At 65.9% G+C, this 22,853-nt stretch carries 22 protein-coding genes; 13 read left to right on the top strand and 9 right to left on the bottom strand.

Features of this window, described 5'->3' with window-relative positions:
* Window positions 1–205: 205 nt before the first annotated feature.
* From ABIB42_RS25370 to ABIB42_RS25345, 6 genes are all read left to right on the top strand, one after another.
* Window positions 206–1,444, top strand: coding sequence for an FAD-dependent monooxygenase (locus ABIB42_RS25370; RefSeq protein WP_071360514.1), 1,239 nt, complete (start codon window positions 206–208; stop codon window positions 1,442–1,444).
* A gap of 10 nt (window positions 1,445–1,454) precedes the next feature.
* On the top strand, window positions 1,455–2,189 hold the full coding sequence (locus ABIB42_RS25365; RefSeq protein WP_005671491.1) for a DsbC family protein: 735 nt from the start codon (window positions 1,455–1,457) through the stop codon (window positions 2,187–2,189).
* A 37-nt stretch (window positions 2,190–2,226) separates the two neighbouring features.
* Window positions 2,227–2,688: a (2Fe-2S)-binding protein gene (locus ABIB42_RS25360; protein ID WP_005671489.1), complete on the top strand. Its 462-nt coding sequence runs from the start codon at window positions 2,227–2,229 to the stop codon at window positions 2,686–2,688.
* Between the two features lie 4 nt (window positions 2,689–2,692).
* Window positions 2,693–3,271 carry a nucleotidyltransferase family protein gene (locus tag ABIB42_RS25355; RefSeq protein ID WP_219862449.1) on the top strand — a complete coding sequence of 193 codons (579 nt, stop codon included), beginning with the start codon at window positions 2,693–2,695 and terminating at the stop codon, window positions 3,269–3,271.
* A 102-nt stretch (window positions 3,272–3,373) separates the two neighbouring features.
* Window positions 3,374–5,194, top strand: a complete 1,821-nt coding sequence (locus ABIB42_RS25350; RefSeq protein WP_219862451.1) for a M61 family metallopeptidase — start codon at window positions 3,374–3,376, stop codon at window positions 5,192–5,194.
* 33 nt (window positions 5,195–5,227) lie between these two features.
* The gene (locus tag ABIB42_RS25345) at window positions 5,228–6,553 is read left to right on the top strand and encodes an amidohydrolase (RefSeq protein ID WP_273029676.1); all 1,326 of its coding nucleotides are present in this window, start codon (window positions 5,228–5,230) and stop codon (window positions 6,551–6,553) included.
* A gap of 59 nt (window positions 6,554–6,612) precedes the next feature.
* Here the strand turns inward: ABIB42_RS25345 and ABIB42_RS25340 are convergent, their stop codons facing one another.
* A complete protein-coding gene (locus ABIB42_RS25340; protein ID WP_005671481.1) occupies window positions 6,613–6,993 on the bottom strand; it encodes a Fur family transcriptional regulator in 381 nt (126 codons plus the stop codon).
* 162 nt (window positions 6,994–7,155) lie between these two features.
* Here ABIB42_RS25340 and ABIB42_RS25335 point away from each other — a divergent pair, with 162 nt between their 5' ends.
* The 3 genes from ABIB42_RS25335 (at window position 7,156) to ABIB42_RS25325 (ending at window position 11,922) form a co-directional block, all read left to right on the top strand.
* Window positions 7,156–9,261 (top strand): TonB-dependent receptor domain-containing protein, encoded by a 2,106-nt coding sequence (locus tag ABIB42_RS25335; RefSeq protein ID WP_071360508.1) that lies wholly within the window; start codon window positions 7,156–7,158, stop codon window positions 9,259–9,261.
* Between the two features lie 175 nt (window positions 9,262–9,436).
* Window positions 9,437–11,422 (top strand): TonB-dependent receptor, encoded by a 1,986-nt coding sequence (locus tag ABIB42_RS25330; RefSeq protein ID WP_429249188.1) that lies wholly within the window; start codon window positions 9,437–9,439, stop codon window positions 11,420–11,422.
* 68 nt (window positions 11,423–11,490) lie between these two features.
* On the top strand, window positions 11,491–11,922 hold the full coding sequence (locus tag ABIB42_RS25325; protein ID WP_071360506.1) for a MerC domain-containing protein: 432 nt from the start codon (window positions 11,491–11,493) through the stop codon (window positions 11,920–11,922).
* A gap of 3 nt (window positions 11,923–11,925) precedes the next feature.
* On the opposite strand, the gene ABIB42_RS25320 is transcribed toward ABIB42_RS25325, so the two are convergent.
* The 7 genes from ABIB42_RS25320 to rpe all read right to left on the bottom strand — a co-directional run bounded on the left by ABIB42_RS25320 (window position 11,926) and on the right by rpe (window position 18,090).
* Window positions 11,926–12,432 carry a TonB C-terminal domain-containing protein gene (locus tag ABIB42_RS25320; protein WP_005671474.1) on the bottom strand — a complete coding sequence of 169 codons (507 nt, stop codon included), beginning with the start codon at window positions 12,430–12,432 and terminating at the stop codon, window positions 11,926–11,928.
* 88 nt (window positions 12,433–12,520) lie between these two features.
* Complete coding sequence (gene trpC, locus ABIB42_RS25315) at window positions 12,521–13,321, bottom strand: indole-3-glycerol phosphate synthase TrpC (RefSeq protein ID WP_219862458.1); 801 nt, start codon at window positions 13,319–13,321, stop codon at window positions 12,521–12,523.
* A 20-nt stretch (window positions 13,322–13,341) separates the two neighbouring features.
* A complete protein-coding gene (gene trpD / locus ABIB42_RS25310; RefSeq protein WP_219862460.1) occupies window positions 13,342–14,379 on the bottom strand; it encodes an anthranilate phosphoribosyltransferase in 1,038 nt (345 codons plus the stop codon).
* 69 nt (window positions 14,380–14,448) lie between these two features.
* On the bottom strand, window positions 14,449–15,012 hold the full coding sequence (locus tag ABIB42_RS25305) for an anthranilate synthase component II (protein ID WP_005671471.1): 564 nt from the start codon (window positions 15,010–15,012) through the stop codon (window positions 14,449–14,451).
* Window position 15,013: 1 nt separating this feature from the next.
* Entirely contained in the window at window positions 15,014–16,510 is a 1,497-nt protein-coding gene (gene trpE, locus ABIB42_RS25300; RefSeq protein ID WP_005671470.1) for an anthranilate synthase component I, read from the bottom strand.
* Window positions 16,511–16,720: 210 nt separating this feature from the next.
* Complete coding sequence (gene gph / locus ABIB42_RS25295) at window positions 16,721–17,419, bottom strand: phosphoglycolate phosphatase (RefSeq protein WP_005671469.1); 699 nt, start codon at window positions 17,417–17,419, stop codon at window positions 16,721–16,723.
* Complete coding sequence (gene rpe / locus ABIB42_RS25290; protein WP_005671468.1) at window positions 17,419–18,090, bottom strand: ribulose-phosphate 3-epimerase; 672 nt, start codon at window positions 18,088–18,090, stop codon at window positions 17,419–17,421. Before rpe ends, gph begins: the two co-directional genes overlap by 1 nt.
* A gap of 203 nt (window positions 18,091–18,293) precedes the next feature.
* Here rpe and apaG point away from each other — a divergent pair, with 203 nt between their 5' ends.
* The gene (gene apaG / locus ABIB42_RS25285) at window positions 18,294–18,668 is read left to right on the top strand and encodes a Co2+/Mg2+ efflux protein ApaG (RefSeq protein ID WP_005671467.1); all 375 of its coding nucleotides are present in this window, start codon (window positions 18,294–18,296) and stop codon (window positions 18,666–18,668) included.
* Here apaG and ABIB42_RS25280 read toward each other — a convergent pair whose 3' ends face one another.
* On the bottom strand, window positions 18,669–18,812 hold the full coding sequence (locus tag ABIB42_RS25280; RefSeq protein WP_429249187.1) for a hypothetical protein: 144 nt from the start codon (window positions 18,810–18,812) through the stop codon (window positions 18,669–18,671).
* Between the two features lie 19 nt (window positions 18,813–18,831).
* Between ABIB42_RS25280 and mltA the strand changes: the two genes are divergently transcribed.
* The 3 genes from mltA (at window position 18,832) to ABIB42_RS25265 (ending at window position 22,510) form a co-directional block, all read left to right on the top strand.
* A complete protein-coding gene (mltA, locus tag ABIB42_RS25275) occupies window positions 18,832–20,076 on the top strand; it encodes a murein transglycosylase A (RefSeq protein WP_005671465.1) in 1,245 nt (414 codons plus the stop codon).
* Between the two features lie 118 nt (window positions 20,077–20,194).
* Window positions 20,195–20,971, top strand: a complete 777-nt coding sequence (locus ABIB42_RS25270) for an enoyl-CoA hydratase (protein WP_005671463.1) — start codon at window positions 20,195–20,197, stop codon at window positions 20,969–20,971.
* Window positions 20,972–20,974: 3 nt separating this feature from the next.
* Window positions 20,975–22,510, top strand: a complete 1,536-nt coding sequence (locus ABIB42_RS25265; RefSeq protein WP_005671461.1) for a phospholipase D family protein — start codon at window positions 20,975–20,977, stop codon at window positions 22,508–22,510.
* Window positions 22,511–22,853: the final 343 nt, after the last annotated feature.

Raw genomic sequence — 22,853 nt, 5'->3', positions numbered from 1 at the left:
TCGCATCTGGCCCCTGTCACCAATCCGTGATCAAATTGGCAAGAGGGACATTTCTACTTTGCGCAACAGGGGACATTTCTATTTAGCGTTGACAGTGCTCTCGAACGCTTTATCTGTGTCAGGCGGCAGATCGGTCCCGGCGCCGCCGTCCAGGCATGGCGACGCCGGCGAGGTGCGGGGTTGGCATATCGCTATAATGAGCACCATGACCACGCCCACGACCTCCACCACCCGGACCGATGTTTGCATCGTCGGCAATGGCGCCATCGCCAAGACCACCGCCCTCGGCTTTGCCCAGGCCGGGCATCGCGTGACCCTGCTGTCTCCGCCCGCGCGTCCCGGGGCCGAGGCGCCGTCGTCAGCATCGGCTTCGGCCGCGGAACGTCCATGGGACGTGCGTGTCTATGCGCTCAACCATACGGCCCACGACCTGCTGGCTTCGCTCAAGGTCTGGGGCGCCCTCGACCTGGCGCGGGTCGCCGCGGTCGACGCCATGGACGTGCATGGCGATGGCGACAACGGCGGCAACCTCGGTTTCGACGCCTTCGGGGCCCGGGTCGGCACCCTGGCCTGGATCGTCGAAGACCATAACCTGAACGGGGCGCTGGATGCCGCGCTCAAGTTCGCCCACAACGTGCAGCGCATCGAAGGCCGGGCCTGCGAGCTCACCTGCAGCGACGAGGGCGCCGCGCTGCGCCTGGAAGACGGCCGCCGCATCGAATGCGCGCTGCTGGTCGGGGCCGACGGCCGCGAATCCTGGGTCCGCGGGCAGTGCGACATCGGCGTCGACTACCGCATGTACCACCAGCGCGCCATCGTCACCAACTTCGCCTGCGACAAGCCGCACCATGGCGTGGCCCATCAGTGGTTCACCTGCGCCGACGGCATCATCGCCTTGCTGCCGCTGCCGGGCAACCGCGTCTCGCTGGTGTGGTCGGCGCCCGAGACCCTGGCCGACACCCTGATGGACGAGTCGCTGGGCGAACTGGCGATCCGGCTCGGCGAGTACGCCGACGACAAGCTGGGCGCCCTGCGTCCGCTGCAACCCGAGGCCGTGGCGGCGGTGCCGCTGGCGCTGGTCAAGCCGCATGCGATCGTGGCGCCGCGCGTGGCGCTGGTGGGCGACGCCGCCCACGCCGTGCACCCGCTGGCCGGGCATGGCATGAACCTGGGGTTCGGCGACGTGGTCGACCTGCTCGCCGCCGTGCGCGAGCGCGAGGAGCGGCGCGCCATCGGCGACGAACGGGTGCTGGCGCGCTATGCCCGCAAGCGCAAGGAAGACGTGGTCATGATGCAACTGGCGACCGATGGCCTGGAGCGCCTGTTCGGGGCCAATCTGGAGCCGGTACGCGTCATGCGCAATCTTGGACTCAACTTGCTTGATAAAATGCCTGCTTTGAAGCGGCGCCTGATGGCGCATGCGATGGGCAAGTCATCAATCTGAGGAACCAAGCATGGTCAAAATGAAGCTCGCCGTCCTGCTGGCGACGGCGCTGCTCGCATCGTGCGTCGATGCGCAGAACACGGTCGAGGCAAACATCAAGAAGGCGCTCGAACCGCACCTGGGCGGCGCCAAGATCGAGTCGGTCAAGGAGACCCCGTATGGCGGCCTGTACGAGGTACGGGTCGCGGGCGACATCCTGTATACCGACAAGAAGGGCGAGTTCCTCGTGATCGGCCAGGTGTATGACGTCAAGAGTTCGCGCAACCTGACGCGCGAACGCATCGACGACATCAACAAGATCAAGTTCAGCGACCTGCCGCTCGAGATGGCGCTCAAGCAGGTCAAGGGCAACGGCAAGCGCGTGATCGCGGTGTTCGAGGACCCGAACTGCGGCTACTGCAAGCGCCTGCGCCAGACGACGCTCGCCGAGATCGACAACGTCACCATCTACACCTTCATGTACAACATCCTGTCCCAGGATTCGTTCACGAAGTCGAAGAACATCTGGTGCGCGCCGAACCGCAACAAGGCCTGGGATGACTGGATGATCAACGGCAAGGTGCCGCCGGCGGCGCCGGCGGCCTGCGAATCGCCGAACGACAAGGTGCTGGCGCTCGGCCAGAAGCTGCGCATCACCGGCACGCCGGCCATCTTCTTCAGCGACGGCACCCGCATCCCGGGCGCGATCGACCTGAAGTCGCTCGAAGCCAAGTTCGATTCGCTGGAAGCGAAGCCGGCGAAATAAGGCAGCCGCCGGCCATGGTTGTCGTCCAGGAGCGTTCATGCTGACCTTGAACATCAACGGCAGAGACCTGCAAGTCGACGCCGACCCCGCCACGCCCGTGCTGTGGGCGCTGCGCGACAACCTGAACCTGACCGGCACCAAGTTCGGCTGCGGCGCGGCCCTGTGCGGCGCCTGCACCGTGCACCTGGACGGCGCCCCGATCCGCGCCTGCATCACCCCGATCGCGGCGGTCGCGGGCCAGGCGATCACCACCATCGAAGCGATGCAGGACGATCCGGTCGGCAAGGCGGTCCAGGACGCCTGGGTGCGCCACGACGTGCCGCAATGCGGCTACTGCCAGAGCGGCCAGGTGATGAGCGCCGTCGCGCTGCTGCGCGCCAACCGGCGTCCGCTGGACGCCGACATCGACAACGCCATGAGCGGCAATCTGTGCCGCTGCGGCACCTATCAGCGGATCCGCGCGGCGATCAAGGATGCCGCCGCGGCATTGGAGGCGTGAAGCCATGGCGCTGACCGGCATCCTGCTGGCCGCGGGACGGGGCCGCCGCTTCGACCCGGCCGGCCAGCGCAACAAGCTGCTGCAGCGCCTGCCCGGCGGCGAACTGGTGGTCGCCGCCAGCGCGCGCACGCTGCTGGCCGTGTTCCCGCGCGTGGTGGCGGTGGCGCCGCCGGATGACGGCGGCGTGGGGGACGTGTTGCGCCAGCTCGGCTGCGAGGTGACGGTGTGCCCGGATGCCGACGGCGGCATGGGCCTGTCGCTGGCGCATGCGATCCGTCATTCCCTCGATGCTCCCGGCCAGGGCTGGCTGGTGGCGCTGGGCGACATGCCCTTTGTCGCCCCATCCACCCTGCAGGCGCTGGCCGCCGCGATCGAGGAGGGCGCCGCCATCGCCGCGCCCCTGTTCGGGGGGCGGCGCGGCAATCCGGTCGCCTTCGGCGCCCGGCACCGCGACGACCTGCTGGCGCTGGACGGCGACCAGGGCGCGCGGCGCCTGCTTGCCGGCAGCCCGGTCGCCGCGATCGACGTGCTTGATTCCGGCATCCTGCGCGACATCGACTCCCCCTCCGACCTGCCGGCCTAGCCCGCGCGCCGCCCATCCGCCTCGCATGGCGCGCGTTTGGCTGCGCCCGATGGATTACACTATGTCCATTCGGCGCGTCCCGAGAGACCATTCAAGAAGATCATGAAAAAGCCATCGCAGAAAAAGCAGAACGCCATTCACTACACCATCGTTCCCAAGGACCTGGCCGGTCACCTGTTCAACGTCACCGTCACGGTCGCCAATCCCGATCCCGACGGCCAGACGTTCGCGCTGCCGGCCTGGATCCCGGGCAGCTACATGATCCGCGAATTCGCGCGCAATATCGTGCGCATCCGCGCCGACAGCGGCGGCCAGCCGCTCGCGCTCACCAAGCTCGATAAACACTCCTGGCGCGCCGCGCCCACCACCGGCCCCCTGACCCTGCACTACGAGGTGTATGCCTGGGACCTGTCGGTGCGCGCCGCCCATCTCGACCAGACCCACGGCTTCTTCAACGGCACCAGCGTGTTCCTGCGCGTGCTCGGACAGGAGTCGCTGGTCCACCAGGTCGACATCCAGCGCCCCGCCGATCCGGCCGCCAAGGCCTGGCGCGTGGCCACCGCGATGCCCGAAGCAGGCGCCAAGCGCTACGGCTTCGGCGTTTACGCCTGCGCCAACTACGACGAACTGATCGACCATCCGGTCGAGATGGGCGACTTCGAGCTGGCCACCTTCAAGGCCCATGGCATCCCGCACGACATCGTGATCACCGGCCGCGTGCCCAACCTCGACATGGCGCGCCTGCAGGCCGACCTGAAGGCGATCTGCGAGACCCAGATCGCGTTCTTCGAGCCGAAGACGAAGCGCGCGCCGCTCGAGCGCTACGTGTTCATGACCATGGCCGTGGGCGATGGCTACGGCGGCCTCGAACACCGCGCCTCGACCGCCCTGATCTGCGCGCGCGCCGACTTGCCGAGCCTGGCCACGCCGAAGGCGGCCGAGCCGGGCGAAGGCTATCTGCGCTTCCTGGGCCTGTGCAGTCACGAGTATTTCCACACCTGGAATGTCAAGCGCATCAAGCCGGCCGCCTTCGCCCCTTACGACCTGCAGGCCGAGAACTACACGCCGCTCCTGTGGCTGTTCGAAGGCTTCACCAGCTACTACGACGACCTGATGCTGGTGCGCGCCGGGATCATCGGCGAAGCCACGTATTTCAAGCTGCAGGCCAAGACCATCGGCGGCGTGCTGCGCGGCAGCGGGCGCCTCAAGCAGAGCGTGGCCGATTCGAGCTTCGACGCCTGGAGCAAGTACTACCGCCAGGACGAGAATTCGCCGAACGCGATCATCAGCTACTACACCAAGGGTTCGCTGATCGCGCTGGCCTTCGACCTGACCATCCGCGCCAAGACCGGCGGCGCGAAATCGCTGGACGACATCATGCTGGCGCTGTGGGAGCGCTATGGGCGCGACTTCTACAACGGCGCCGGCCGCGGGGTGACGGAACAGGAAGTCGAAGCGCTGTTCGACGAGATAAGCGGCCTCAAACTCAAGAACATGTTCGAGCGCTACGTGCGCGGGACCGAAGACCTGCCGCTGGCCAAGCTGTACGCGCCGCTGGGCGTGAAGCTGGTCGACGAGCGCAAGGGCGGCAAGGCCTCGCTGGACGCCGGCATCGGCCGCGATCCGCTCGGCGCCAAGCTCACCCAGGTGCACGAGGGCGGCGCCGCGCACCAGGCCGGCCTGTCGGCGCTGGACGTCGTGATCGCGATCGACGGCCTGCGCGTGAACGGCGCCGCCCCCAACGTCGACGCGCTGCTGGCGCGCTACCGCGTCGGCGACCGCGTCACCGTGCACGCCTTCCGCCGCGACGAGCTGATGGCCTTCGACGTCACCCTGCAGGGCGACCGCGTGCCGGGCATCAGCCTGGCCCAGGCCGTGGCCGGGCGCAAGTCGGCGGCGATCAAGCGGCCGAGCGCAATCTGATTTTCACGAATTCACCATAACGACAAGCATCCCATGACCTTCACCCGACTCGCCGCCGCCGCCGCGGTTTCCGCCGCACTCGCACTGTCCTCAAACCTCGCCCAGGCCCAGCAGGCCGCCCCGCTCAAGAACGACGTCGTCGCCAAGGTCGACGCCATGTATCCGTGGCTCGACGGGATTTATAAAGACCTGCACGCCCATCCCGAGATCGCCTTCCAGGAAGTGCGCACCGCCGGCAAGCTGGCGGCCGAGATGCGCAAGCTCGGCTTCACCGTCACCGAGAAGGTCGGCAAGACCGGCATCGTCGCGGTGCTCAAGAATGGCGCCGGCCCGACGGTCCTGGTGCGCACCGACATGGACGGCCTGCCGATGGAAGAGCGCACCGGCCTGCCGTACGCGAGCCGCGCCCGCGCCACCAGCGAAGGCCGCGACACCTTCGTGATGCACAGCTGCGGCCACGACGTCCACATGGCCAGCTGGCTGGGCACGGCGCGCACCCTGGTCGAACTGAAATCGCAGTGGAAGGGCACCCTGGTCTTCATCGGCCAGCCGGCCGAGGAAATCGTCGCCGGCGCCAAGGCCATGCTGGACGACGGCCTGTTCAAGCGCTTCCCGAAGCCGGACTACGCCTTCGCCCTGCATTCGTGGCCGCTGGCCCATGGCACCGTGGGCTTCAACGACGGCCCGGTGTCGTCCAACTCGGACTGGCTCGAGATCACCTTCAAAGGCCGCGGCGGCCACGGCTCGGCGCCCGACAAGACCATCGACCCGGTGGCGATTGCGGCGCGTTTCGTGGTCGACGTCCAGACCGTGGTCAGCCGCGAGAAGGATCCGAAGGAATTCGGCGTGGTGACGGTCGGTTCGATCCAGGGCGGCACGGTCGGCAACATCATCCCGGACAGCGTGCAGGTGCGCGGCACCATCCGCTCGTACAGTCCGGCTGTGCGCGCCAAGCTGCTCGAAGGCGTGCGCCGCGTGGCCGAGGGTTCGGCCGCGATGGCCGGCGCGCCGAAGCCCGACATGCTGATCGGCGGCGGCGGCCAGGCCATCGTCAACAGCACCGAACTGGTGAACAAGACCGAGGTGGTGTTCAAGGAAGCCTTCGGCGCGGACAAGGCCAAGCGCATGCCGGCCATGACCGCCAGCGAAGACTTCTCGCTGTACGCCAACGAAGGCGTGCCGTCGATGTTCTTCTTCACCGGCGTGTACGACCCGAAGGTGGTGGCCGAGGCGGAGCGCGAGGGCGGCAAGCCGATCGCCTTCAACCACTCGCCGTTCTACGCGCCGGTGCCGGAACCGTCGATCAAGACCGGCGCCCAGGCGATGACCCTGGCCGTGCTGAACGTGCTCGGAAAATAAACAGCCAAGCCATGTGAAAACGGCCGGTCGCTTGCGCGCCGGCCGTTTTTATTTCTGGATCAGGACTTGAGGCAGTCGGCGCAGCGCCCGTATAGCGTCAGCTCGTGGCTTTCGACGCTGAAGCCCTTCGGCGCCATGTGCTCGATGTCGCCGGGGCAGGCGTGCACGTCGAACACGCGCTGGCAGACGGTGCACTGGAAATGGTGATGATGGTGCTCGGCGGCGCTGGTCGATTCGTAGCGCGCGCCTTCGCCCGGCAGGGTGACGACCTTGAGCGCGCCGTCGTCCACCAGCGACTTCAGGTTGCGGTACACGGTCGCCATGCCCAGCTGGCTGACCTGGCGGCTGGCTTCGTCCAGGATCTCTTGTGGCGATAGCGGGCGCTGCGCATGCTCGATCGCATGCAGGATGGCGGTTTTTTGACGTGTATTACGTTGCATGGGGCGAAGGATACCTCAAAGCGCATACCTTGATCAAAAGGCGGGGCCAAAAAGCGGTTGAATGCTTAATGATAATGCCTTATCATTTCATTCTTAATGATAACGGATTATCGTTATCGGCCTCATCTTCATCTGCCGCTCCATTTCTTTCGAGGAAACACCATGTCCCATTTCACTTGCAAGCGCACACCGCTGACCCTGGCGCTGATGCTGGCCTTCGGCGCGCCCCTGGCCGTCCAGGCCCAGACGACCAGCCGCACGGCGTCGGATCCGGACAGCGTGCCGACCGTGGTCGTTTCCGCCAGCGCCCTGGGCGTGGTGGACGACGACATGATCACCCCGGTGACCTCGCTCGGTGGCGGTGAACTGGTGCGCGCCCGCGAGTCGACCCTGGGCGAGACCCTGGCCCACCAGCCCGGCATCACCTCGAGCCACTTCGGCGCCGGCGCCAGCCGTCCGGTGATCCGCGGCATGGACGGTCCGCGCGTGAAGATCCTGTCCGACGGCGCCGAGATCCAGGACGCCTCGACCATCAGCCCCGACCACGCCGTCGCTTTCGAACCGGTCCTGGCCGAGCGCATCGAAGTGCTGCGCGGCCCGTCGGCCCTGGCCTATGGCGGCGGCGCGGTGGGCGGCGTGGTGAACATCCTCGACCGCAAGATTCCGACCGCGATGCCCGAGAAGGGCCTGGAAGGCAGTGCCGAAGTGCGCGCCAATTCGGCGGCGCGCGAAAAGACCGGCGCCTTCGAATTCACGACCGCCGCCGGCAGCAACCTGGCCCTGCACCTGGAAGGCGTCAAGCGCGACGCCGACGATTACCGCGTCGGCAAGGACTGGAGCGAAGGCCGCCACGTCCTGGGCAGCTACAAGGAGACCGAGACCGGCACCGTCGGCCTGTCGTGGATCGGCAAGAACGGCTATCTCGGCGCCGCCTTCACCAAGGAACGCACCGAATACGGCATCCCGGGCCACAACCATGAGTTCGAGGGCTGCCACCCGCATGGCTCGCACCTTCACTGCGGCGGCCACGAAGAAGAAGAGGGCCACGACCATGACGAACACGGCGAGGAAGGCCACGACCACGAGCATGAGCACGAGCACGGCGTGCCGGTCGTGAAACTCGACAGCGAGCGCTGGGACGTCCGCGGCGAGTACCGCAACCCGGTGGCCGGCATCGAGCGCGTGCGCATGCGCGCCTCGTTGACCGACTACGTCCACGACGAGCTGGAAGAGAACGTCGTCTCGACCTCGTTCCGCAACAAGGGCCACGACGTCCGCCTGGAGGCGGTGCACGCGCCGCTGGCCGGCTGGCGCGGCGTGTTCGGCCTGCAGACGACGCGTCGCGACTTCTCGGCCGTCGGCGAGGAAGCCTATGTGCCGCCGACCCTCACCAAGAAGCACGCCGCCTTCCTGACCGAGGAATACAAGCTCGATAACTGGCGCTTCGAGGCCGGCCTGCGCCACGAATGGCAGGACATCGAGGTCGATGCGCCCGATCTGCGCGACACCGACGCGCGCGGCACCTCGGCCTCGGTCGGCGCCGTGTGGAAGCTGGCGCCGCAATACTCGCTGCGCGCCTCGCTGTCGCGCAGTCACCGCCTGCCGACCGCCGAAGAACTGTATGCCGACGGCGTGCACCTGGCCACCGCCACCTATGAAATCGGCAACCAGGATCTGGAAAAGGAAACCTCGAACAACGTCGACCTCACCCTGCGCAAGTTCGAAGGCGACACCACCTTCTCGGTGAGCGCCTTCCACAACCGCGTCGACAACTACATCTACGCGCACACGCTGGACAACCACGAAGGCTTCCAACTGGTGGAATACGCCCAGCGCGACGCCACCTTCACCGGCCTGGAAGGCGAGATCCGCCAGAAGCTGACTCCATCGATCAGCGCGACCGTGTTCGGCGACTACGTGCGCGCCCGTTTCGACGAGGGCGAGGGCAGCCGCAACCTGCCGCGCATCCCGGCCTCGCGCCTCGGCGTCAAGTTCGACGGCGACTGGAATCAGTGGCATGGCATGGTCGAGTTCTACCGCGTGGGCAAGCAGGACAAGCTGGCCGAGTACGAGACCGAGACCGCCGGCTACAATATGCTCAACGTCGGCGCCCACTACGCGACCCGCATTGGCGGCGTGCCGACCCAGTTTTATGCGCGCCTGAACAACCTGACCGACGAACTGGCCTACAGCCACACCTCGTTCATCAAGAACGCGGCGCCACTCACCGGGCGTAACCTGACGGCGGGCATTCGCGTCATCTTCTGACGCATCGCGTCAAGACATACCGGCCGGCGCAGGGCGAGGTTCGCCCTGCGCCGGTTTTTTTTGCCGCGCGCAATTGCTGCGCTGCGTTGAATCCTTAACGATAATGAGTTATCATTAGATTTCGCTTATGGTGCATCACTGCCACCATGGCGCATTTCGACGACCAAGGATTCCCATGACTGACTTCACCGGCAAGCGCACGCCGCTCGCACTGGCTTGCGTACTGGCCCTTGGCGGCCCGCTGGCCGCCACTGCCCACGCGCAATCGACCGCCGTCCCGGCGACCGTCGTCGTATCCGCCAGCGGACTCGGCGTGGCCAGCGACGACATGGTCACGCCGGTGACGTCGATCGGCGGCAATGAGCTGGTGCGCACCCGCCAGTCGACCCTGGGCGAAACCTTGTCGAGCATGCCGGGCATTACCTCGAGCCACTTCGGCGCCGGCGCCAGCCGTCCGATCATTCGCGGCATGGACGGCCCGCGCGTGAAGATCCTGTCCGACGGTTCCGAAATCCAGGATGCGTCCACCATCAGCCCCGACCACGCCGTCGCTTTTGAACCTGTCCTGGCCGAGCGCATCGAAGTGCTGCGCGGTCCGTCGGCCCTGGCCTATGGCGGCGGCGCCGTGGGCGGCGTAGTGAACATCATCGACCGCAAGGTGCCGACCGCGATGCCGGCGAACGGCCTGGAAGGCAGCCTTGAGGTGCGCGCCAATTCGGCGGCGCGCGAAAAGACCGGCGCGGTCGAACTCACCACGGCGGCGGGCAGCAACGTCGCCCTGCACGTGGAAGGCGTCAAGCGCGATGCCGACGACTACCGCGTCGGCAAGGACTGGGAAGGCGGGCGCCGCGTCCCGGGTAGCTACAAGGAAACCGAGACCGGCACCGTCGGCCTGTCCTGGGTCGGCAAGGATGGCTACCTGGGCGCCGCCTTCACCAAGGAGCGCGGCGAATATGGCCTGCCGGGCCACGGCTTCGAGAACGAGGCGGGCGAGATCGAGGCGCCGGTGGTGGATCTCGATAGCGAACGCTGGGACGTGCGCGGCGAATACCGCAATCCGGTCGCCGGCGTCGAGCGCGTGCGGCTGCGCGCCTCGTTCACCGACTACATCCACGACGAGGTCGAGGGCAGCGCGGTCGCCACCACCTTCAAGAACAAGGGCCACGACGGCCGCCTGGAATTCGTGCATGCGCCGGTGAAAGGCTGGCATGGCGTGTTCGGCCTGCAGACCACGCGCCGCGATTTCTCGGCCATCGGCGCCGAGGCCTATGTGCCGCCGACCCTGACGAAGAAGCATGCGGCCTTCCTGACCGAGGAATACAAGCTGGGCAATGTGCGTTTCGAGGCCGCCGTGCGCCACGAATGGCAGGACGTCGAAGCCGAGGTGGACAAGCCCGACAGCCACACGCGCGGCACCTCGCTGTCGGTCGGTGCGGTCTGGAAGTTCGCGCCGGAATACTCGCTGGGCACCTCGCTGTCGCACACGCACCGCCTGCCGACCGCCGAGGAATTGTTCGCGGACGGCCCGCACCTGGCGACCAATACCTATGAGATCGGCAACCCGAACCTGGTCAAGGAAACGTCGAACAACCTCGACCTGACCCTGCGCAAGTTCGCCGGCCGCACGACCTTTGCGCTCAGTGCTTTCCACAACCGCATCGGCGACTACATCTATTCGCAGACGCGCGGCGAGTTCGAAGGCCTGCAACTGATCAACTACGCCCAGCGTGACGCCACCTTCACCGGCCTGGAAGGCGAAGTCGCGCACAACCTGTCGTCGGTGTGGAAGACCACCCTGTTCGGCGACTACGTGCGCGCCCGCTTCGACGAAGGCCCGGGCAGCCGCGACATCCCGCGCACGCCGGCGCACCGCATCGGCGTCAAGCTCGAAGGCGACTGGGGCGCCTGGAACGGCCTGGCCGAGCTGGTCCGCGTGGGCAAGCAGGACAGGATCGCCGATTTCGAGACCGAGACGCCCGGCTACACCACGCTGAATCTCAGCACGCACTATTCGACCCGCATCGGCAACCTGCCGGCGCAGCTGTACCTGCGCCTGAACAATGTGACCGACCGCCTGGCCTATAGCCACACCTCGTTCATCAAGGACTATGCACCGCTGACCGGTCGTAACCTGACGGCCGGCCTGCGCGTGCTGTTCTGACCGGACCCAATCCACCGGCGCCGCGGACGCTTCTGGCGGCCCGGTTCTAAAGAAAGGAACAAGGGTTCATGAAATCCCTGATCAAATACGGCGATGTCGCCGGCATGGCGGCATCGATCCTGTGCCTGCTGCACTGCATGGCGATGCCGCTCGTGATCCTGGCGTTTCCGATGCTCGGGCTGGCCCACGTGCATGACACCTTCCACGACACGCTGATCGCGGCGATCACCTTGCCGGTCTTGCTGGCGCTGGTGCCCGGCTACCTGAAGCACCGCGACAAGACCACCTTGCTGGTCGGCTGCGCCGGCCTGGCGATCTTTTTGGGCGCCGTGTTCGTCGTCAGCCCGCTGTTCGGCGAAACCGCCGAAGCGGTATTCGCCGTCATCAGCGGCTTCATGCTGCTGTATGCGCACCTGCGCAACCGCCGTCATTGCAAGCGTTGCGGCGCCCGCGCACAGGACGCCGCCCATCCAGCGCCGGCATCCTGCCATCCTCACTAACTTTTATAAACCTGCGCGCTGCGGCCCCGCCAGCGTGCGCAGCTGGAAGCGGTAACGCTCGCCAAACAGGAAGGTCTCGGAAAACGTCATCAGGTCGGCATGCGCCGGCCCGAGGCCATCGGGTGGCGGCAGCGGACCGCTGCGGCGCAGCGAGGCCAGCGCGACCTCGGAGGCGCCCTGGTCGCGCGAGCGCTGCACCTGGACCTCAAGGAGCTGGCCGGCGCGGTCGACCGTGATGTTCAGCACCACCACCGCCGGCAGCATGGGCGGCAATTCTCCCTCGAACACTCTTTCTGGATTGCGCTGCATGACGTGGCGCGCGACGTCGGCTTTATAGGCGTCGAGCGTGCGCGTTGGGGGTGGGGCGGGGATGGGTGTCAGCGCAATCGTGACCGCTTCAGCCTGGGGCGGTGGGGCTGGCGCCTGTGTCGAGGTGCTGCAGGCCGCCAGGGCCGCGAGCACGATCGATGCAAGAACGAGGAACAGCGTGCTGCGATGAGGAGTCTTCATGGCGGATGCAGGACAGTCGCAGGTTGCGCCGGTATTGGCGTAACCATTCGACCCATCCGTGCATCCGGAGTTCCTCTGCCATTAACGGCTAGGCAAACAGGCGCTGCAGTTCCTGGCCAGGATTTTCCGCACGCATGAAGGCTTCGCCGACCAGGAAGGCGTGGACGTCGGCTTCGCGCATGCGCTGCACGTCGCCGGCGCCCAGGATGCCCGACTCGGTCACCACCAGGCGGTCCTTCGGGATGCGCGGCAGCAGGCCGAGCGTGGTGTCGAGGGTGACGTCGAAGGTGCGCAGGTTGCGGTTGTTGATGCCCAGCAGCGGCGTCTTGAGCTTGAGCGCGGCATCGAGCTCCTCGCCGTCGTGCACTTCGACCAGCACGTCCATGCCGAGGTCCATGGCGCAGGCTTCGAGTTCGGCCATCAGGCCGTGGTCGAGCGCCGCCACGATCAACAGGATCGCATCGGCGCCCATCGCGCGCGCTTCATAGACCTGGTAGTGGTCGACCATGAAGTCCTTGCGCAGCACCGGCAGCGCGCAGGCGGCGCGCGCCTGCTTCAGGTACTCAAACGAGCCCTGGAAGAACTGGACGTCGGTCAGCACCGACAGGCAGGCCGCGCCATGTTCGGCATAGCTTTGCGCGATCGCGGCCGGCTGGAAGTCGGGACGCAGCACGCCTTTCGACGGCGAGGCTTTCTTGACTTCGGCGATCACGCCGGCCTGGCCCGCCGCGATCTTCGCGCGCAGGCTGGCTTCGAAACCGCGGATGGCGGCGCGCGCTTCGCGATCGCCTTCGGCCTCGCTGCGCAGGCTGGCCAGGTCGCGCACCTTGCGCGCGGCGGCCACTTCGTCAGCCTTCACGGCCAGGATCTTGTTGAGGATGTCGGACATCGATGTACTCGCAGGTGGATTTAGTTGACCGCGCCGAGCTGGCGCGTGACCTGGACGAACTGCTCCAGCTTGGCGATGGCCGCGCCGGAAGCGATCGCTTCGCGCGCCTTCTGCAGGCCGGCTTCGATCGAGCCGGTCACGCCGGCCGCGTACAGCGCGGTGCCGGCATTCAGGGCCACGATGTCGTGCGCCGGACCCGGCTCGCCGCGCAGCGCTTCCAGCACGCGCGCCTTCGACTCTTCGGCATTGTTCACCTTGAGGTTGCGGCTCGAGATCATCGAGAGGCCGAAGTCTTCCGGGTGGATCTCGTATTCGCGGATATCGCCGTTCACCAGTTCGCCGACCAGGGTGCCGGCGCCGAGCGAGACCTCGTCCATATTGTCGCGGCCCCAGACCACCACCGCATGCTCGGCGCCGAGGCGCTGCAGCACGCGCACCTGGATGCCCACCAGGTCGGGATGGAACACGCCCATCAGGATGTTGGGCGCGCCGGCCGGATTGGTCAGCGGCCCGAGGATGTTGAAGATGCTGCGAACGCCCAGCTCGCGCCGCACCGGCGCCACGTGCTTCATCGCCGCGTGGTGGTTGGGGGCGAACATGAAGCCGATGCCGGTCTGGGCGATCGACTGGGCGATCTGCTCGGGCTTCAGGTCGATGTGGGCGCCGAAGGCCTCGATCACGTCGGCGCTGCCCGACGAGGACGAGACGCTGCGCCCGCCATGCTTGGCCACGCGCGCGCCGGCGGCGGCGGCCACGAACATCGAGGCGCTCGAGATATTGAAGGTGTTGGCGCCGTCGCCGCCGGTGCCGACGATGTCGAGCAGGTGGGTGGTGTCGGCCATCGGCACCTTGGTCGAGAACTCGCGCATCACCTGGGCGGCGGCGGTGATCTCGCCGATGGTTTCCTTCTTGACCCGCAGGCCCATGGTCAGGGCCGCGACCATGGTCGGCGACATCTCGCCGGCCATGATCTGGCGGAACAGATGCAGCATCTCGTCGTGGAAGATCTCGCGGTGTTCGATACAGCGCAGCAGCGCTTCTTGTGGGGTGATCGGCATGATGGTTCCAGTTCGTCTAGACGTAATGAGGGCGTGGCGCCGCGAAAGTGGCGCTCACGCATGGACGCATCAGCGCGTCAGGAAGTTCTTGAACAGGGCGTGACCGTGCTCGGACAGGATCGATTCGGGGTGGAACTGCACGCCCTCGATGTCGTAGTCCTTGTGGCGCACGCCCATGATCTCGCCGTCGTCGGTCCATGCCGTCACTTCGAGGCAGGACGGCAGCGAGGAACGTTCGATCGCCAGCGAGTGGTAGCGGATGACGGTAAAGGGGCTGGGCAGGTCGGTGAACACGCCTTCGCCGATGTGGGCGATGCTCGAGGTCTTGCCGTGCATGACCTGCTTGGCGCGGATCACCTTGCCGCCGAAGGCTTCGCCGATCGCCTGGTGGCCCAGGCACACGCCCAGGATCGGCAGCTTGCCCTTGAATTCGCGCAGGATGTCGAGCGAGATGCCGGCATCCTTCGGCGCCTTCGGGCCCGGCGAGATGCAGATGCGGTCCGGCTTCATTGCCGCGATCTGCTCGAGCGTGATCTCGTCGTTGCGCACGGTGCGGACAGTCTCGCCCAGCTCGCCGAAGTACTGCACGATGTTGAAGGTGAACGAGTCGTAGTTGTCGATCATTAGCAGCATGTCAGAACTCCCCATCCAGGCCATCTTGCACTTGCTCGGCGGCGCGCAGCACGGCGCGCGCCTTCTTTTCGGTCTCTTGCCATTCCATCTCGGGGATCGAATCGGCCACGATGCCGGCCGCGGCCTGCACGTACAGGTTGCCGTCCTTGATCACGCCGGTGCGGATCGCAATCGCCACGTCCATCTCGCCGCCGAAGCTCAGGTAACCGCAAGCGCCGCCGTAGATGCCGCGCTTCACGGGTTCTAGCTCATCGATCACTTCCATCGCCCGCACCTTCGGCGCGCCGGTGAGCGTGCCGGCCGGGAAGGTGGCGCGCAGCACGTCGAGGTTCGACATGCCGTCTTTCAGCTTGCCTTCGACGTTGGAAACGATGTGCTGCACGTGCGAGTATTTTTCGATGACCATGCGGTCGGTGACCTTGACGCTGCCGGTGTCGGCGATGCGGCCGATGTCGTTGCGCGCCAGGTCGATCAGCATCACGTGCTCGGCGACTTCCTTTGGATCGTTGAGCAGCTCTTCGGCCAGCGCCGCATCCTGCTCGGGCGTCGCGCCGCGGCCCCGGGTGCCGGCGATCGGGCGCAGGGTGACCTTGCGGCCGCCTTCCGGCGACAGCTCGTTGCGCACCAGGATCTCGGGCGAGGCGCCGACGATCTGCATGTCGCCGAAGTTGTAGTAGTACATGTACGGCGACGGATTCAGCGAGCGCAGCGAGCGGTACAGCGACAGCGGCGAATCGACATACGGCTTGCGGATGCGCTGGCCGATCTGCACCTGCATCAGGTCGCCGGCCATCACGTATTCGTGGGCTTTCGCGACGGCCTTGAGGTAATCCTCTTTGCTGAAGTCGCGCACTTCGGTGGTCCGCACCGAGCTCGAGGTGACCGGCGCGTCGACGCTCCGGCGCAGCATCATGCGCAGGTCTTTCAGGCGCTGGCGGCCGCGCGAGTAACTCTCTGGCTGGCTCGGGTCGGCGTACACGATCAGGTACAGCTTGCCCGACAGGTTGTCGATCACGGCCAGCTCTTCGGTGACCATCAGCTGGATGTCCGGCAGGCCCAGTTCGTCGCGCGGGCAGGTGTCGGCCAGCTTGCGCTCGATGTGGCGCACCGTGTCGTAGCCGAAGTAGCCGGCCAGGCCGCCGCAGAAGCGCGGCAGGCCGGGACGCAGCGCCACCTTGAAGCGCGCCTGATACTGCTCGATGAAGTCGAGCGGATTGCCCTCGTGCGTTTCGATTACTTCGCCGTTCTTGACGATCTCGGTGAGATTGCCGGTGGTGCGCAGCAGCGTGTGGGCCGGCAGGCCGATGAAGGAATAGCGGCCGAAGCGCTCGCCGCCCACCACCGACTCCAGCAGGAAGGTGTTCTTGCCGGTGTGCTGCGACTGGGCCAGCTTGAGGTAGAGCGTGAGCGGGGTTTCGAGGTCGGCGAAGGCTTCCGCGATCAATGGAATGCGGTTATAGCCCTGGTTGGCCAGCGATTTGAATTCGAGTTCGGTCATGTTTTCTCCGGACCGCCCGGCAAGGTGGGGCGGTGGTGTGCTTCAAAAAACCTGCCGGGTTGGTATCGCGGACACTATCGCGGATACAAGCGCCGGCAGCAATCGGTACGGCTTAGTTAGCCCAGGATTGCCAGCGTCGCCACAGCCAGGCCTCGAGGGCGCCGGTCTGGTTGACAGTGTGTTTTTTGGTGAAAAACATGTATAGATGACTTAGTTTGCAGTGCGGTTGTGTGCGGCGATCAGGGCCGCTGCTTCGAGAAGCGAATCAACTATACCATCGGATTGAATTTCTTGTACAGGGCGTCCGTGGTTATAACCATATGGGACGGTCAGCACGAAGCACCCCGCGCCACGGGCGCTTTCGGCATCGTTGGACGAGTCGCCGATCGCCACCACCTGGCCCGGCGGCAGGTCGAGCGCGGCGCAGGCGCCAAGCATCGGCATCGGGTCGGGTTTCTTCTTCGCGAACGAATCGCCGCCGAACACCTGCTCGAAGTAGGGCGCCAGGCCTTTCTGCTCGAGCAGGGGCAGGGTAAAAGCGACGGGCTTGTTGGTCACGCACACCAGGCGCAGGCCGAGGTCGCGCATGGCCTGCAGGCCCTCGAGCACGCCGTCGAACAGCGTGCTGCGGTCGCCATTGATGGCGAGGTAGTGACGCTGGTAGCCGGCGATCGCTTCTTCGTACACCGCTTCCACGCGCGCCGCGTCCCAGTCGAGCAGGAGCGCATCGCGCACCAGCTTTTCGGAACCCTTGCCGACCAGCGGCTTGATGACGGCCTGGGTGATGGGGCCCAGGCCCAGGTCTAGGCGCATGCCGTTCAGGGCCGCCTCGAAGTCGGGCACCGTGTCGAGCATGGTGCCGTCGAGGTCGACGATGGCGGCCCGGATGGCTGCTGCGCCGGCCCGCATTATTTACCTACCGTGGCCAGTTCGGCGCGCATGGCGTCGATCACTGCCTTGTAGTCCGGCTTGCCGAAGATGGCCGAGCCGGCGACGAAGGTGTCGGCGCCGGCGGCGGCGGCGGCGGCGATGTTCTCGGCCTTGATGCCGCCATCGACTTCCAGCATGATGTCGCGGCCCGATTCATCGATCATGCGGCGCGCGATCGCGATCTTCTTCAGCGCTTCGGGGATGAAGGACTGGCCGCCGAAGCCCGGGTTGACCGACATGATCAGGATCATGTCGATCTTGTCCATCACGTGTTCAAGGTAGTGCATCGGCGTGGCCGGGTTGAACACCAGGCCGGCCTTGCAGCCGTGGTCGCGGATCAGCTGCAGGGTGCGGTCGATGTGTTCCGACGCCTCGGGGTGGAAGGTGATGATGTTGGCGCCGGCCTTGGCGAAATCGGGGATGATGCGGTCCACCGGCTTGACCATCAGGTGCACGTCGATCGGCACGTCCACATGGGGGCGGATCGCCTGGCACACCAGCGGGCCGATGGTCAGGTTCGGGACGTAGTGGTTGTCCATCACGTCGAAGTGGATGATGTCGGCGCCGGCGGCGACGACGTTGCGCACTTCCTCGCCCAGGCGGGCGAAATCGGCGGACAGGATGCTGGGGGCGATGCGGTAGGTGGTCATGGGACGATGGGGCGGGGTTGAACAAGAAGCCGCTATTCTACGCCGCTCAAGCGCCGGGGTGGCGGCTTGCGGCCCGTTCTTCCCGCTTGCAGCGCCGGGATCGGGCCGCAGGCGGTATCATTGTTGCTGTTTGCGCCACACGGCGCGCTGGCCGCCGCGTAGAGAGCGCAGCGGCCTTGTTAATGATCATCCAAGGAAACCCGATGCCCGCCTACGATTTCACTGTCACCGTCAGAACGCAATACCTGCCGGAGCAGTCCGACCCTGACCGGAACCAGTTCGTGTTCAGCTACGCCATCACGATCAAGAACACCGGCAGCATCGCGGCCCAGCTCATCTCACGCCATTGGGTGATCCTTGACGCCAACAACCAGATGCAGGAAGTACGCGGGCTGGGCGTGGTCGGTCACCAGCCGCTGCTGCAGCCGGGCGAACAGTTCGAGTACACCAGCGGCACCCAGCTCGGCACCGCCCAGGGTTCGATGCGCGGCGAGTACTTCTGCGTGGCCGAGGATGGCCACCGCTTCGAGACCCCGATCCCCGAATTCGTGCTGTCGCCGCCGCGCTCGCTGCACTGATCAGGGCCGGGTGTCGTCGCGTTCGTCGACCCTGCTGTCGACGTCCTTGCGGTCGACGTCCTTGCGGCCGGCGAACATGGTCCACCAGACGATAAATACGAGCAGGAACAGCGCCACGCCGGCTTCCACCATCAGGATCCACATATTCGTCTCCATGCCTGTTATGTATACGACACGCCGCAGTGTACCTTCCCTGATCGCCTTCGTCTGCCTGCTGAGCGCCTGCTCGACCACGCCGCAGCCGGAGCAGCCGCCCATCACGATGCCGCCGCCGGTGGGGCCGGTGGTGGTGCCGCCGACGCCGCCCACCGAACAGCCGGCGCCCGCGCCCGAGCCGCCTCCGGCACCGACGCCGCCTCTCACCCCGGTGAGTTTCGAGGCGCTGCCCGGCTGGCAGCAGGACGACGTGCGCCAGGCCTGGCCGGCCTTCCAGCAGTCGTGCAGCGTGCTGGCCACGCGCGCGGCCGAGTGGAAGACGCCATGCGCCGCGGCGCGCTCGGTCGACGCCGGCGATGCGGCGGCGGTGCGCCGCTTCTTCGAGACGTATTTCGTGCCCAACCGGGTGCGCAATCCGGACGGCAGCGACACCGGCATGATCACCGGCTACTATGAGGCGATGCTGTACGGCTCGCGCAAGCGCGGCGGCGCTTACCAGACTCCGCTGTACCGGGTGCCGGACGACCTGGTCACGGTCGACCTGGGCGGCATTTATCCCGACCTGCAGAACCGGCGCCTGCGCGGGCGGCTGTCCGGCAAGACGCTGGTGCCCTATTACAGTCGCGCCGAGATCGACCGCGCGCCGCTGAAGGGCAGGGAACTGTTGTGGGTGAACGATCCGGTGGAGGCTTTCTTCCTCGAGGTGCAGGGCTCGGGCCGCGTGCAGCTCGATGGCGGCGACACGGTGCGCGTCGGCTATGCCGACCAGAATGGCCATCCATATAAAGCGATCGGGCGCTGGTTCGTGGAGCAGGGCATCATGACGCCGGATCAGGTATCGGCGCAGTCGATCCGCGCCTGGCTGGCGGCCAATCCGGCGCGCCGCCAGGAAGTGCTGAACGTGAACGCCAGTTATATCTTCTTTACCGAGCAGAAGGTGACCGATCCGAACGCCGGCCCGCGCGGCGCGCTGAACGTGCCGCTCACGCCGGGCCGCTCGCTCGCGATCGACCGCAGCATCCTGCCGCTGGGCGCGCCGGTCTGGCTGTCGACCACCATGCCCAGGGATGGCGCGCCGCTGCAGCGTCTGGTGATGGGGCAGGACGTGGGCGGCGCCATCCGCGGCGCGGTGCGGGCCGATTTCTTCTTTGGCTTCGGGCCTGAAGCGACGGAGAATGCGGGGCTGATGAAGCAGCAGGGTTCGTTGTGGGTGCTGCTGCCCAAGGGCGTGGCATCGGACGCTGCCCGCTAAGGCCGCGTCGGCCAGCCAATCCGCAGCGTATCTTTCGCGACTCGACAACCCGCTCGACTTGACGCGTACGTAAAGCGCTAGAATCGCAGAGTCGTGATTAACCAATAAAGGGTGTGATATGGAATATGCTGACCTGTTGATCGAAAACCACGGCAAGGTTGCCGTGGTGCGCCTGAATCGTCCCAAGGCGATGAATGCGCTGAACGACAATATGATGAACGAGCTGGGCGACGCCCTGCGCAAGTTCGACAAGGATCCGGCGATCAATGTGATCGTGCTGACCGGCAGCGAGAAGGCGTTCGCGGCAGGCGCCGATATCGCCGCCATGGCCAATTACGATTACCAGGAAACCTACGGCAATAACTATATTGGCCGCAACTGGGAGCACATCCTCGACATCCGCAAGCCGGTGATCGGCGTGGTATCGGGCTATTGCCTGGGTGGCGGCTGCGAGCTGGCGATGATGTGCGATTTCCTGATTGCCGCCGACAGCGCCAAATTCGGCCAGCCCGAGATCAAGGTCGGCGTCACGCCGGGCGCGGGCGGCACCCAGCGCCTGCCGCGCGCGATTTCCAAGTCGAAGGCGATGGACATGCTGCTCACCACGCGCATGATCGACGCCGTCGAGGCCGAGCGCACCGGCCTGGTGTCGCGGGTGTATCCGGCGGCCGAGGTGATGAGTGAGGCGATCAAGATCGCCCAGGGCATCGCCGAGATGCCGGTGTCGGTGGCGATGCAGATCAAGGATTGCGTCAACCAGGCGTATGAGACGACCCTGCGCCAGGGCGTGGCCTACGAGCGCCGCTATTTCCACGCCGGTTTCGGCACGCCTGCCCAGAAAGAAGGCATGTCGGCCTTCCTCGAGAAACGCAAGCCGGATTTCGAGGGACTGTAATCGATGGGCGCGCGCAGGGTGTGGCTGGTGGTACCGGCGGCGCTGCTGGCGCTGTCCCTGGCGCTGACGAGCTGTTCCTCGCTGCCGCCGCTGGAGGGCAGGGTGGCGAGCACGGCTATCGCCGACACCGACGACACCCGTCTCGGCAAGGCGTTGATGCCCCTGACGATGGCCCATCCCGGCCTGGCCGGCATCCACGCCCTTGCGGACGGGCGCGACGCCTTCGCCGCGCGCGCCGTGCTGGCGCAGGCTGCCGATCGCAGCCTGGATGTCCAGTACTATATTTGGCGTAATGACACTACCGGCAGGCTCATGTTCGACGCGCTCAGGGCTGCGGCCGAGCGCGGGGTGCGTGTGCGACTCCTGCTCGACGATAACAATACGGCCGGGCTGGATGCATCGCTGGCCGCGCTCGACGCCCATCCGATGATCGAGGTGCGGCTGTTCAACCCGAACGGCATCCGCGCCGTGCGGGCGGTCGGCATGGCCGCCGATTTCATGCGCCTGAACCGGCGCATGCACAATAAATCGTTCACCGCCGATAACCAGGTCACGATCATTGGCGGACGCAATGTGGGCGACGAATATTTCGGCGCGGCGGGCGAGATCTCGTTTGCCGATCTGGACGTCATTGCCGCCGGCCCGGTCGTGCGCGCCGTGTCGGACGATTTCGACCTGTATTGGAACAGCCCCTCGGCTTATCCGTTGGTGCTGCTGGCGCCGGACGCCGCCGCCGCACCGGCCTTGAAACCGGACGCCGAGGCGCAGGCCTATATCGAAGCCATCAAGCGCTCCGCCTTCCTCGAGCAGCTGGTAGAGGGGAGCTTGCCGCTGGAATGGGCGCGCGCCAGGTTCGTCAGCGACGATCCGGCCAAGGTCATGGGAACGGCGGCGCCGGAGGCGAATATCGCTTTCAAGCTGAGAGACATCCTGGGAGAGCCGCAACGCAGCCTGGATCTCGTCTCGCCGTATTTCGTTCCCGGCAAGGAGGGAACCGCGGCTTTCGTCGATCTGGCCAAAAAAGGCACCCGTACCAGAATACTGACCAATTCACTGGAGGCGACCGACGTCGCGGCGGTGCACGCGGGCTATGCCAAGTGGCGCAAGCCGCTGCTGGAGTCGGGGGTGACACTGTATGAATTGCGCAGGGAGGCGACCGACGAGCCCACGCGGGACAAGCGCGGCAGCGGCAGTGGGATCGGCAGTTCGGATGCCAGCCTGCATGCCAAGACCTTTGGCGTGGACGGGAAGCGGGTCTTCGTCGGCTCGTTCAACTTCGACCAGCGTTCCATTCACCTGAATACCGAAATGGGGATGGTGATCGACAGCCCGGCCCTGGTCGCGCGCCTGACCGAAACGCTGGACCGGACCCTGCCGACGCGCGCCTATGAAGTGAAGCTCGACGATCGTGGTTCGGTGATCTGGCTGGAACGGCGTGGCGACCAGGTGATCCGGCATGAGAAGGAGCCCGGCACGAGTTGGTTCAAGCGGGCTGCGGTAAGAGCGCTGTCATGGTTGCCGATCGACTGGCTGTTGTAGTCGCCACACTTTCTTTCCCGCCCTCTTGCGGACCCGGCGGTTGGTTTGCTATAGTTCGCCTCCGCTTCGGCACTGACCGAAAAACGCAAGCCAAATCAAACGGTTAGCGCGATGAAGTCAACAGTGAAAACTGCGACGAAGCGAAACGAAGGGGTTGACGAGGTTTTAGGAATACAGCATAATCTCACTCCTCTGCTGCTGACGAACAAAACGATTCGCAAGCGCAGCAAGGCAGTACCGAATTCTGATCTTTAAAAATTAACAGTCGATAAGTGTGGGCGTTTGATGAAGGTGCCAGCTGACTTGTTCAGCTGCATACTTAAAATATCAAATGTTCGCACAA

Source organism: Massilia sp. UYP32, assembly GCF_050434365.1.
GTDB classification, from domain to species: Bacteria; Pseudomonadota; Gammaproteobacteria; order Burkholderiales; family Burkholderiaceae_D; genus Telluria; species Telluria timonae.
This window is presented reverse-complemented; position numbering and strand designations above follow the sequence as displayed.

What these genes read in the sequence shown, in the direction of transcription:
- ABIB42_RS25370 (WP_071360514.1), top strand. Translation starts at nt 206, where the DNA reads ATGACCACGCCCACGACCTCCACCACCCGGACCGATGTTTGCATCGTC.
- ABIB42_RS25365 (WP_005671491.1), top strand. Translation starts at nt 1,455, where the DNA reads ATGGTCAAAATGAAGCTCGCCGTCCTGCTGGCGACGGCGCTGCTCGCA.
- ABIB42_RS25360 (WP_005671489.1), top strand. Translation starts at nt 2,227, where the DNA reads ATGCTGACCTTGAACATCAACGGCAGAGACCTGCAAGTCGACGCCGAC.
- ABIB42_RS25355 (WP_219862449.1), top strand. Translation starts at nt 2,693, where the DNA reads ATGGCGCTGACCGGCATCCTGCTGGCCGCGGGACGGGGCCGCCGCTTC.
- ABIB42_RS25350 (WP_219862451.1), top strand. Translation starts at nt 3,374, where the DNA reads ATGAAAAAGCCATCGCAGAAAAAGCAGAACGCCATTCACTACACCATC.
- ABIB42_RS25345 (WP_273029676.1), top strand. Translation starts at nt 5,228, where the DNA reads ATGACCTTCACCCGACTCGCCGCCGCCGCCGCGGTTTCCGCCGCACTC.
- ABIB42_RS25340 (WP_005671481.1), bottom strand. Translation starts at nt 6,993, where the DNA reads ATGCAACGTAATACACGTCAAAAAACCGCCATCCTGCATGCGATCGAG.
- ABIB42_RS25335 (WP_071360508.1), top strand. Translation starts at nt 7,156, where the DNA reads ATGTCCCATTTCACTTGCAAGCGCACACCGCTGACCCTGGCGCTGATG.
- ABIB42_RS25330 (WP_429249188.1), top strand. Translation starts at nt 9,437, where the DNA reads ATGACTGACTTCACCGGCAAGCGCACGCCGCTCGCACTGGCTTGCGTA.
- ABIB42_RS25325 (WP_071360506.1), top strand. Translation starts at nt 11,491, where the DNA reads ATGAAATCCCTGATCAAATACGGCGATGTCGCCGGCATGGCGGCATCG.
- ABIB42_RS25320 (WP_005671474.1), bottom strand. Translation starts at nt 12,432, where the DNA reads ATGAAGACTCCTCATCGCAGCACGCTGTTCCTCGTTCTTGCATCGATC.
- trpC (WP_219862458.1), bottom strand. Translation starts at nt 13,321, where the DNA reads ATGTCCGACATCCTCAACAAGATCCTGGCCGTGAAGGCTGACGAAGTG.
- trpD (WP_219862460.1), bottom strand. Translation starts at nt 14,379, where the DNA reads ATGCCGATCACCCCACAAGAAGCGCTGCTGCGCTGTATCGAACACCGC.
- ABIB42_RS25305 (WP_005671471.1), bottom strand. Translation starts at nt 15,012, where the DNA reads ATGCTGCTAATGATCGACAACTACGACTCGTTCACCTTCAACATCGTG.
- trpE (WP_005671470.1), bottom strand. Translation starts at nt 16,510, where the DNA reads ATGACCGAACTCGAATTCAAATCGCTGGCCAACCAGGGCTATAACCGC.
- gph (WP_005671469.1), bottom strand. Translation starts at nt 17,419, where the DNA reads ATGCGGGCCGGCGCAGCAGCCATCCGGGCCGCCATCGTCGACCTCGAC.
- rpe (WP_005671468.1), bottom strand. Translation starts at nt 18,090, where the DNA reads ATGACCACCTACCGCATCGCCCCCAGCATCCTGTCCGCCGATTTCGCC.
- apaG (WP_005671467.1), top strand. Translation starts at nt 18,294, where the DNA reads ATGCCCGCCTACGATTTCACTGTCACCGTCAGAACGCAATACCTGCCG.
- ABIB42_RS25280 (WP_429249187.1), bottom strand. Translation starts at nt 18,812, where the DNA reads ATGTGGATCCTGATGGTGGAAGCCGGCGTGGCGCTGTTCCTGCTCGTA.
- mltA (WP_005671465.1), top strand. Translation starts at nt 18,832, where the DNA reads ATGTATACGACACGCCGCAGTGTACCTTCCCTGATCGCCTTCGTCTGC.
- ABIB42_RS25270 (WP_005671463.1), top strand. Translation starts at nt 20,195, where the DNA reads ATGGAATATGCTGACCTGTTGATCGAAAACCACGGCAAGGTTGCCGTG.
- ABIB42_RS25265 (WP_005671461.1), top strand. Translation starts at nt 20,975, where the DNA reads ATGGGCGCGCGCAGGGTGTGGCTGGTGGTACCGGCGGCGCTGCTGGCG.